Source organism: Kitasatospora sp. NPDC086009, from assembly GCF_044540385.1.
Taxonomy (GTDB): Bacteria; Actinomycetota; Actinomycetes; order Streptomycetales; family Streptomycetaceae; genus Kitasatospora.
Genome location: NZ_JBITSA010000008.1, coordinates 323,039 through 332,417, shown reverse-complemented (window position 1 = coordinate 332,417; position 9,379 = coordinate 323,039). Strand labels below are relative to the sequence as shown.

6 protein-coding genes are annotated in these 9,379 nt (G+C 71.3%); 3 read left to right on the top strand and 3 right to left on the bottom strand.

The features are described from left to right. Nucleotides 1-454, bottom strand: a 454-nt coding sequence (locus tag ACIF6L_RS21750) for an MMPL family transporter (protein ID WP_396492563.1), incomplete at its 3' end; no start/stop codon positions are given. A 164-nt stretch (nucleotides 455-618) separates the two neighbouring features. On the opposite strand from ACIF6L_RS21750, the gene ACIF6L_RS21745 reads away from it, so the two are divergent. Next, nucleotides 619-1,026: a sensor histidine kinase gene (locus tag ACIF6L_RS21745; RefSeq protein ID WP_396486578.1), complete on the top strand. Its 408-nt coding sequence runs from the start codon at nucleotides 619-621 to the stop codon at nucleotides 1,024-1,026. Beyond that, a complete protein-coding gene (locus ACIF6L_RS21740) occupies nucleotides 1,023-1,673 on the top strand; it encodes a response regulator (protein ID WP_396486577.1) in 651 nt (216 codons plus the stop codon). The genes ACIF6L_RS21745 and ACIF6L_RS21740 overlap by 4 nt, the downstream gene beginning before the upstream one ends. A gap of 236 nt (nucleotides 1,674-1,909) precedes the next feature. Here ACIF6L_RS21740 and ACIF6L_RS21735 read toward each other — a convergent pair whose 3' ends face one another. Further along, a complete protein-coding gene (locus ACIF6L_RS21735) occupies nucleotides 1,910-2,353 on the bottom strand; it encodes a hypothetical protein (protein WP_396486576.1) in 444 nt (147 codons plus the stop codon). A 168-nt stretch (nucleotides 2,354-2,521) separates the two neighbouring features. Here ACIF6L_RS21735 and ACIF6L_RS21730 point away from each other — a divergent pair, with 168 nt between their 5' ends. Continuing rightward, nucleotides 2,522-6,691, top strand: coding sequence for a tetratricopeptide repeat protein (locus tag ACIF6L_RS21730; protein WP_396486575.1), 4,170 nt, complete (start codon nucleotides 2,522-2,524; stop codon nucleotides 6,689-6,691). Nucleotides 6,692-6,874: 183 nt separating this feature from the next. Here the strand turns inward: ACIF6L_RS21730 and ACIF6L_RS21725 are convergent, their stop codons facing one another. Next, entirely contained in the window at nucleotides 6,875-9,151 is a 2,277-nt protein-coding gene (locus ACIF6L_RS21725) for an ATP-binding protein (protein ID WP_396486574.1), read from the bottom strand. Between the last annotated feature and the right edge of the window lie 228 nt (nucleotides 9,152-9,379).

The window sequence follows — 9,379 nt, the reverse complement described above, 5'->3', positions numbered from 1 at the left end:
GCCCCCCGGGTTTTGCCCCGGGTCGACGGGGGGCCGTTGGGTAACACCGCGCCGGGGGGGGGGGGGGTGGGGGGGGCCCCCGGGGGGGGGGGGGGGGCGCCCCCCCGCCCCACGCCCCTTCCCGGCGGGCGACGCCGAGGCGACGCCGGAGGTTCCGCAGCGGTCGTGGCGCCCACCAGGCCCAGTGGCCCAGCAGCTTCATGCTCGCCGGTACGAGCACCGCCCGGACCAGCGTCGCGTCCACCAGGACGGCGATGACCAGGCCGACCCCGATCATCTGCGGCAACGCGACGGAGGAGGTCAGGAACCCGCAGACCACGACCACCAGCAGCAGCGCGGCGCTGGTGATGATCCGGCCGGTCCGCTGGAGGCCGAGCGCGATCGACTCGGCTGGATCCGCGCCGCGGTCGTACGACTCCTTGATCCGGGAGAGCAGGAAGACCTCGTAGTCCATCGCCAGACCGAAGGTGATGGCCACGATCAGCACCGTGCCGCACGCCGGCGCCACCACCGCGCTCGCCGACCTGCGACGGCTGCTGACGGCGTTGCGCGATCCCGTCGGCGACCACCTCGCGCCGCTGCTCGCCGAGCACCAACCTGCCCGCCACGGTGCAGGCCGTGGTCGAACGCGACCGGCAGGCCGGCCTGACCGTCGAGGCCGCGGTCGGACCGGCGATCGCCGAACTGGACGCGATCCGCAGCCTGACCGTGCTCCGGCTGGTCCAGGAGGACCTGGCCAATGTGACCAGGCACGCCGGCCCCGGTGCGCGAGTGCGGCTCCGGGTGGGGATGGAGGAGCAGACCTTGCTGCTGGACCTGGAGAACGACCTGCCCCGGCCGGGCGCGGCGCCCGGAGCCGCTACGCCCGGCCCGGACGGCACCGGCTACGGACTGCTCGGGATGCGCGAGCGGGTGGCCCTGGTCGGCGGTTCCCTCGACGCCGGCCGGACCCCCGACGGCTGGCGGCTGACCGCCCGGCTGCCCGCCGCCGCCGCGACGTACGCGCCGGCCGGGAGCCGACCGTGATCAGCGTCCTGATCGTCGACGACCAGCAACTGGTCCGGGCCGGTGTGCGGATGCTCTGGGAATCCACCCCGGACCTCACCGTGGCCGGCGAGGCGGCCAACGGCGCGGAGGCGCTGCGCCTCGCCGAACAGCAGCGGCCGTACGTCGTCCTGATGGACCTGCACATGCCCGGCATGGACGGCATCGCCGCCACCGGCCGGATCCTCCGGGGCAGGCCCGTGACCCGGCTGGTGGTGCTGACCACCTTCGACGACGACGACCGGCTCTACCCGGCGCTCACCGCCGGTGCCTGCGGCTTCCTGGCCAAGGACGTCTCACCGGTCACGGTCCTGGACGCCGTCCGCCGCGCGGCCGCCGGCGACAGCCCGTACACCCCCAGCGTGCTGCGCCGGGTGGTGGCCAGGGCCTCGTCGGCCTGGCAGGACCAGGGCGAACGACGGCACGGGGCAGCCCACTTCACCGACCGGGAACAGGAAGTCCTCCGCCTGGTCGCCGCAGGACTCTCCCACAACGACATCGCCGACCTGATGCACATCGGCGTCACGACGGTGAAGACCCACGTGTCGAACCTGATGACCAAGACCGGCAGCCCGAACCGCGTCCGCCTCGCGGTACTGGCCATCCAACAGGGCCTGGCCGACACCTGACCGCGGCGTCGTTGCCAGAGTTACCCAGTGCCTCTCCATCGTTCAGCGCGTGCCGACCTTGATGGGCTTGCCCTCGATCTCAAGCTGGGCCGGTTGCTCGGCGGAGAGTCGCTGATGGGCACGGGTTACGGGCTCGCCGTCCAACGGTCGTCAAGTCGCCTGGTGGCCTGCGGCGGCTCTGTGCTCCACTCGGAGGGGTCTGGCGGACGTTCGGATCGTCCCGCCGGCCGCGCCGCTCAACGCGTCTCCTCGCCGCCGTGGCCCCTCTCCAACTCGATCGGTGCCTCGTGCACGACGACATTGCCGCCCATAGCCGCGAACACTCGCCCGTTGTCCCGTGCGATGTTGGTCTGTACCCAGGCTTCCTGCGAGGCCGGCCGCGCCGACTCGATCTCGCTGATCAGGACGCGGAGCTCGGTGACGGCCTCGGGGTACTCGTCCACCAGTGACTCCAGCTCCAGCACCCACAGCGGGACCAGACCCTGCCTCGCCCGCTCGATGTTCCCAGCGCGGGTGACCAAGGCCGCGTTGCTGTCCAACTGCGCCTCGATCGCTGACTGCCGCTCCTCGCCGCGGTGCCGGAAGAGCCGCGCCACGCCGTCTCGGGCGGCTGCCCAGGAATCGGTTGCCATGGCCCCCACCACCGTCGTCCCGCCCGCCAGAATCAGTTCCTGCAGCACTGTGCCTCCGCTCCGGGCCCGCAGTGGCTCTGCCTTCGAGGACAACTGAGCCACAATCAGTCCGAAGGTAGTCGATGGCACCGACTTCAGGGTCCGGAGATCGCTTCCGATGCTGAAGTCGAGGTGCGTAGAACGATGCCCGAGCCGGACCGCTGAGGAGGCGTTGGCGTGGCCGATAGCGAGGGTCAAAGGATCACCAAGGCTTATGCCCGCGACCAGGGAAGGGTCTACCAGGCAGGCCGCGACATTCATGTCTTCGAGAGCGGGGACCGGGTGATCCCCGCTCACTTGCTTCAAGAGCCGGACTCATCCCGAATGTCGTCCGAGCCGCCGGCCGGCCACGGCCTTCCGCGAGAACTCCGGCCGCTGATCGGTCGTGAGGAGATGCTTGCGGATGCCTTGGCAGTTCTCCAAGCACCCGATCCCCATCGCGGCCGCTCGGTGCTTGTCATCGGCGGTCCCGGTATCGGCAAGAGCTGTCTGGCTCTTAGGCTGGCCCATCTGGCGGAGAGCCACTACCCGGACGGCCAGTACCACCTCGATCTGGTCCTCGCGGCCCGGGACGGATACGAGATCGACTTGGTGTCGATGCTCCTTCGGGCTCTTCGGCCGGTTGGCGACCCGCTCCCTGAGGGGCGCGGCCAGCGTCGCGCACTCCTGCGCACAGCATTGGCCGACCGCAGAGTTCTCCTGTTGGTTGACGACATCGTCTCGGATGAGGCGCTGTTGGAGGTGCTGCGGATGGACGGTCCCTTCGCGCTCGTGTGCACAAGCAGGACCAAGCTGAGTGGCCTCGCCGGGCTGGTTCACTACGTCGAACTCGGTCCTCTGCCGACCGAGCACGGAGAGGTGTTGGTCAAGGCCGTTGCTGGGCCGTCGCGGCTGACCGACGCACAGGTGGCGAATCTCGTCCAAGCCTGTGGTGGGCATCCTCTCGCGTTGCATATCGCGGCTGCCCATCTCGCAAGGCGTCCGAAGACCGACGCGGACCGCTTCCTCCGGGAAATCGCGAGCCCTGACCGCGGATTGCGTGCCCTGCAAGCAGGCCGGACCGCGATCGAGCCCGTGATCGAACGGAGCTTCGCCGAGCTGGACCCGGAGCAGGCGCACCTCCTCACGGTGCTCGGGATCCTCCCGCACATGACCATCACGGTCGACGTCGCCGCTGCGGTCGGTGGCTCCGTGGAGCAGCTCGCCGACATCCGAGTCGAAGCCGCGGTCGAACTACTCGATGAGCTATTCGAGCTGAGTCTCATTGAGCAGGTCGACGAAGACCGTTACGTCTTCCACGAGATCCTGCATCGGTTCGCACGCCTCAAGTCCGCGTCGGCCACAACGGAGTCCCGTGAGGCCGCTATCCGGTGCGCTTGTCTGATGATGGCTGCCCGCGCGCAGTCGGCCACCGAATCGATCGGCTTCATCGACAGGGAGGCCTCCCTTCCGGCACCGGGCAACGTGACGGCTTTGCAACAACTGGGCGCGGACCGGCCGGGCGCAGTCGCTCTGGTCGAACTTGCGCGGGATCACGGTATGTGGGGGCCGCTCGTTGCACTCGCTGCCAACCACACTGCCGCGCTGTGGCATGGCAGCCACTGGGGAGACCTCGAACGTGTCTACCAGTGTGTCCTCGAAGCCGGCAGCCGGTCCGACAACCCTGAGTGGGCAGGCGCTGCCCTGCACAACCTCGCGATGACCTCCGCCCGTCATGGCGACAGTCAGCGTGCCGCCGACCTGTACCACCAGGCAGCCCGGACTGCCCATGACGGCGGTGACCCGCACTTGATGCACCTCGCAGAGTTGGCTATGGGTTCCATGCTCATCAATCTCGGCCGCGCCCGCGATGCCATCCCCTATCTGCGCCACGGACTGCCGTTCTGGCGCACCACCGAGTCCCACCAGCTTCTGGCTCAGGCCCTTGGCAACCTGGGTCATGCCTACCGCGTCATCGGTCGGGTGCGCCAGGCCGAGCACTACCTGCGCAACAGTCGCAACCTCATGAAGACGGGTACCGCTGCGGACCTGTGGAATCGGGGTGCCCTCGGTGCGCTGCTCCGTTCCGGTGGCCGTACGGCCGAGGCGGCGCAGCAGGCCGCTCAGGAGATCGAGCGCGCTCGCGTGGTGGGAAGCCGGGTCTGGGAAGCAAGGGCCCTGATGGCACTCGCCGAGACACCTCCGGAGGATCGCCCGGAATCCGCTCCCGTCGAGCCACTCGAGGCGGCGCTGACGATCTACCGGGACACCGGGGACGTCCAAGGCCAGGTACGGGCGCTGTACCGTCTGGGCAGTCAGGCTGCAGAGCGGGCAGAGACCGACACGGCGGCCGCGTACCTGGGTGAATGCGCGAGCTTGGCAGCAGACATCGGCGCCTACGATCACGCGTCCCAGGCGATGGCCTACCTGGCGTCCTACAACGGGAGCGCTGGGCATCTGGAGGAAGCGGAGGCCCTCTTCGCGCAAGCCCGTGACATGGCTCGCCACACCTGCAATCCCGTTGTAGCGGCGCAGACACTGCAGAAGAATGCCGAGTTCGTATGGCACACAGGCCGAATCGGCCGAGCAGTGACACTGCTGACCGAGGCCCTCGGCTTGTTGGAGGGCACAGAGCACAAGCAGGCCAGGGCGCAGGCGAGGACTGCCTTGGGGGAGGCGCTCCTGGTCTCGGGGCAGTGGCAGGAAGGCGCCCGTATGCTGGAGGAGGTCGCCTCCATCACCTCCGACGATGCCCTGCCGCTCACCAAGGCCCAAGCGGACCGCGCGCTCGCCGTCCTCTACTCGCGCCGCGGCCTCCACGCGGAAGCCACGACCATGATCACCAGGGCGCTCGACGCCTGCGACCGCGCCGGCGACGCCGAGTCTGTTCTGCGCACCAGAATGGCGCTCGCGAACGTTCACGCTCGCAACAAGAAATGGCCCGAGGCACTCAATGAGTACCGAAAGGCCGGGGAGCTCGCTGAATCCCAACGGGATCTCCATACCCTGCTCACTGCGAGGACGCAAGCCGCCACGTGTCTCCTGTTCGGGGAGGACCCGCAGGCGGCGGTAGCCGATCTCAATCGTCTGTTGCCGTTGACACGGCAGTTGGGAATGCGCTCCGTAGAGGTGGCGATCCACGTCAATGTCGGTGTGCACTACGCCGGTTCGGGTGAACATGCCTTGGCTCTCGAACGGTTCAGCCGGGCTCGAGCCTTGATCGAGGAGCTCGACGACGCCACGTTGCTGGCGCCCTGCTTGATGAACCTGGCCCGCTCCCACACTGCGCTTGGCCAGGTGGACACGGCCCGGAGCCACGCACGCGAGGCCTTCGGCGCCCACCAGCGCATCGGAGACTGGTCAGGAGCCGGAGAAGCACTCCTTGTACTCGCCCGTCTTCACACCTATGGAGAATCGGACGCTACTGCGCCCACACTCAACGACCTGCTCGGTACGCAGAAGCTGCTGGATCGCCGAGTGCTGGAATCCATCCGGACTCGCTCGCAGTCCGAAGGCCAGGACCTGCCTTCGCCGGCCCACCACGAGTTGTCGCAGTCGGTGGTCGCTCCCGACGGGAGGTGCATCAATATCGCCTCGCCTGTCCGGCGAGGGTTGGCCGACCTGGACATCACACGAATGCTCGACCGGCTCGCCAACTCCCGTCAGACATGCGAAGGGTGTGGGCTGGCGATCGACGAGACTGGGGCCGCCGAGCTTCTGTTGCTGCGTCATCCGGCGATGGATCACGTGATGGTGCGCCTCGCCCACTCACATTGCGTCGGCTCCCAGGTGATCGAGCTCAGGGGGAAGGCCCCCAAGTCACCCAGGATCACATCCGAGGTCGAGTGCATCCTGTTCGGTGGCGACAGCCCAGGCATCATTGCCGACTGCTATGGCGGATGGGGCTCCGTAGACGGTGGCCCCATGCGGGATCTGGTCCTGGACAGTCACCTCGCTGCCGGGTTCACCGATCTCCAGAGTCTTCTCGAAGGCTATGAGGACGGCGACGTGCTGGACCTCAGAACCATCCCCCCGGTTGACAACAGCGATGTGCGCGCTCGGCTGGAAGACAACCGGCTTTCTGTCACCGGACCTTCGGGCGTGTTGCTGCAGGGCATGCCACTCAACTTCTTCCCGCACTGGTACCGGGCCGCCCGTGAGGGGGCATTGATCATCGTGATGGGCCGGAACCTCCAAGGGATGGCTGCCGATGACATGTCATACCTGCTACGGGCGATGGACTCCGGTCAGGCCATCGGCGGCATTGTGCCGTTGGCTGTGGCCCGCCCGCGCAGGAACGCGCCCTGCCCCTGCATGATGCGCACCGGGCGCAAGTTCAAGCACTGCTGTGGGAGTACCGGCGCGTGACGCACCTGCTGTGCTGAAGTGCATCGGAGTGCGGCCGGAAACGCGGCGACCAAGGCATGGCGGAGGCCCGGACCGGGACACGGTCCGGGCCTCCTGCCTGCGGACGACACGAGACCCGGGCGCGTAGGGGTGAAGCTGACTCGTTTCCGAGCGGGGGCGCGTGCCAGGCCCGCCGCGCCAGGGTCACTCCTTCAGCGCCGTCAGGGTGGCTTCCAGTTGGGTGGCTTCGGTGAGGCGGGTGGGGTCGGCGGCGGATTCGGCGAAGGTTCTGGCTTCGCGGGCGGCGGTGAGGGCGCGGTCGTGGTGGCCGAGGGTGGCCAGGGCCTGGGCCTGGCCGAGGGCGGCGATGGCCTGGAGGAGGGGGACGGCGACGCGGGCGCCCACGGTGCGGGCTTCGGCGTAGGTGCGCTCGGCCTCCTGGGCGCGGCCGAGGGCGAGTAGGGCGCCGCCCTGCTGGGACAGGGCGTTGGTCCGGGTGAAGTCGCCGATGTGCGCGGCGGGTGCGGTGGCCGGGTCGGCGAGCAGGGCGAGGATGGTGTCGGTGGTGGCCACCGCGTCCGCGTGGCCGCCGGTGCCGGCCTGGGCCGAGGCCAGGGCCAGCAGGGCCTGGGGGCGGCCCTCGCGGTCGCCCGCCGTCGCGAAGAGTTCGGCCGACCGCCGGGCCCGGGGGACGGCGTCGGCGGGCTCGCCCAGCCGGTTGGCGGCCGCCGCCGCGTAGAAGTGCGCCCACGCCTCCTGGGTGACGTCCCCGCCGCGGCGGGCGAGTTCGGCCGCCTGTTCCGCGATGGCGGACGATTCGCGGGGCTGGTGCGAGCAGTAGTGCACCGCCCAGGCCAGGTAGTTGGCGTGGGTGGCCGCGAGGACGTCGTCGCCCAGGGCGTGCGCCGCCGTGCGGGACAGTCCGAAGACGGTGGGCCAGTGGCCCCAGTTGGTCCAGCGGTCGGAGAACCAGTGCATGGACTCCGCGGTCCGGACGACGTCGGTGTGCCGGCCGGCCGCGGCCGCGGCGCGCAGGGCGGCCAGCCAGTTGGCGCTCTCGGCCTCCAGCCAGGCCTGCGCGGCCCGCGCCGAGCCGAAGCCGACGGGTGCCGCCGCGCGGCCGGCCGGCGGCGGTCCGGGCTGGAACCACTGCCCGGCCTCCGCCGCGGCGTCGAGCAGCCAGCGGTACAGCGCCGCCTCGGCGGCGGCGACGTCCTGCGGGGTCTCCTCCTCGTGGAGCCGCTCGCGCGCGTACAGCCGCAGCAGGTCGTGGAAGAGCAGCCGGTCGCCGGCGGTGTGCCCGAGCAGGCCGAGGTCGAGGAGTTCGTCGAGCATCTCCTCGACCGCGTCCGGCCGCAGACCGGTGAGGGCGGCGCCGGCGCCGGTGTCGAAGTCCGCCCCCGGGACGAGCGCGAGCCGGCGGAAGAGGCGCCGCACCGGCTCGGCCAGCTGCTCGTAGGAGAGTCGGAACGCCGAGCGGATGCGCAGGTCCCCGGCGGTCAGGCGGCGCAGCCGGAGGTCCTCGTCCCCGAGCCGTTCGGCGAGGCCGTCCGCGCTCCAGGCGGGCCGGCTGAGCAGCCGGTTCCCGGCGATGCGCAGCGCCAGCGGGAGGTGCCCGCACAGCTCCGCGATCCGCGCCAGCGCCGCCGGGGCGGACCCGCCCGCCGGCTCGTCCTCGCGCTGGGCGAGGATCGCGCCGAGCAGCGCGGTGGCGGCGCCGACGGGCAGCGGCGCCAGGACGAGCCGCCGGGCGTGTTCGATCCCGGCGAGCGTGCGGCGGCTGGTCACCCAGAGCCGGCCCGCGCCCGGGCCGGGCAGCAGCGCGCGGACCTGGGCCTCGCGGGCGGCGTTGTCCAGGACGACGAGGGCCTCCCGCTCCCGCATCAGCCGGCGGTAGAGCCCGCGGCGCTCGTCGGTCTCGCCCGGCAGGTCGCGTTCGCGGACGCCCAGCGCCCGCAGCAGGCGGCCCAGGGCGTCGTGCGGGGTGACCGGTTCGGCGTCCAGGCCGCGCAGGTCGACGAAGAAGCAGCCGTCGGCGAACCGGTCGGCCAGCCGCGCCCCGGCGTGCACGACGAGTGCGGTCTTGCCCAGTCCGGGCGCGCCGGAGACGATCGAGACCGGTGGACCGGCCGGGGCGCCGGCGGTCCGGGCGAGCCAGTCGGTCTCGGTCTCGCGGCCGGTGAAGTCGGGTACCGCGGGCGGCAGGTCGCAGAGCCCGGTGGCCTCGGCGGCCGGGTGCCGTCGCCGGCCGGCGCGGGCCGCGCCCAGCAGCGTCCCGGTGGCGGCCGGGGCGAGCCCCAGGGCGGTGGCGAGGGCCTGGACGGTGCGGGCCTGGGGGCCGCGGCTGTGGCCGCGCTCCATGTCGCCGATGGCGCGGGCGCTGACGCCCGAACCCTCCGCCAGTTCCTCCAGGGTCAGCCCGGCGGCGTGGCGGTGCGCGCGCAGCAGCGGTCCCAGGGCCGGAACGTCCGGCTGGCTCATCTGACCCCCCGATAGGTGAGGGATCATCGTACCGGCCCACGGCTCTGACCTGCGACGACCCGGTTTCCGGCCGGTGGGCACACCCCCGGGTGTCCCGCGGCGCGCCCCGCCCCCGGGCCCCGCCCCACCGCCGGGCCCCGCCCGCCCCCGGGCCCCACCCCACCGCCGGGCCCCGCCCGCCCCCGGGCCCCGCCCCACCGCCGGGCCCCGCCCGCCCCCGGGCCCCGG

Excerpts from the sequence above, each read along its gene's own strand:
- ACIF6L_RS21725 (WP_396486574.1), bottom strand. The coding sequence starts at position 9,151 with ATGAGCCAGCCGGACGTTCCGGCCCTGGGACCGCTGCTGCGCGCGCAC.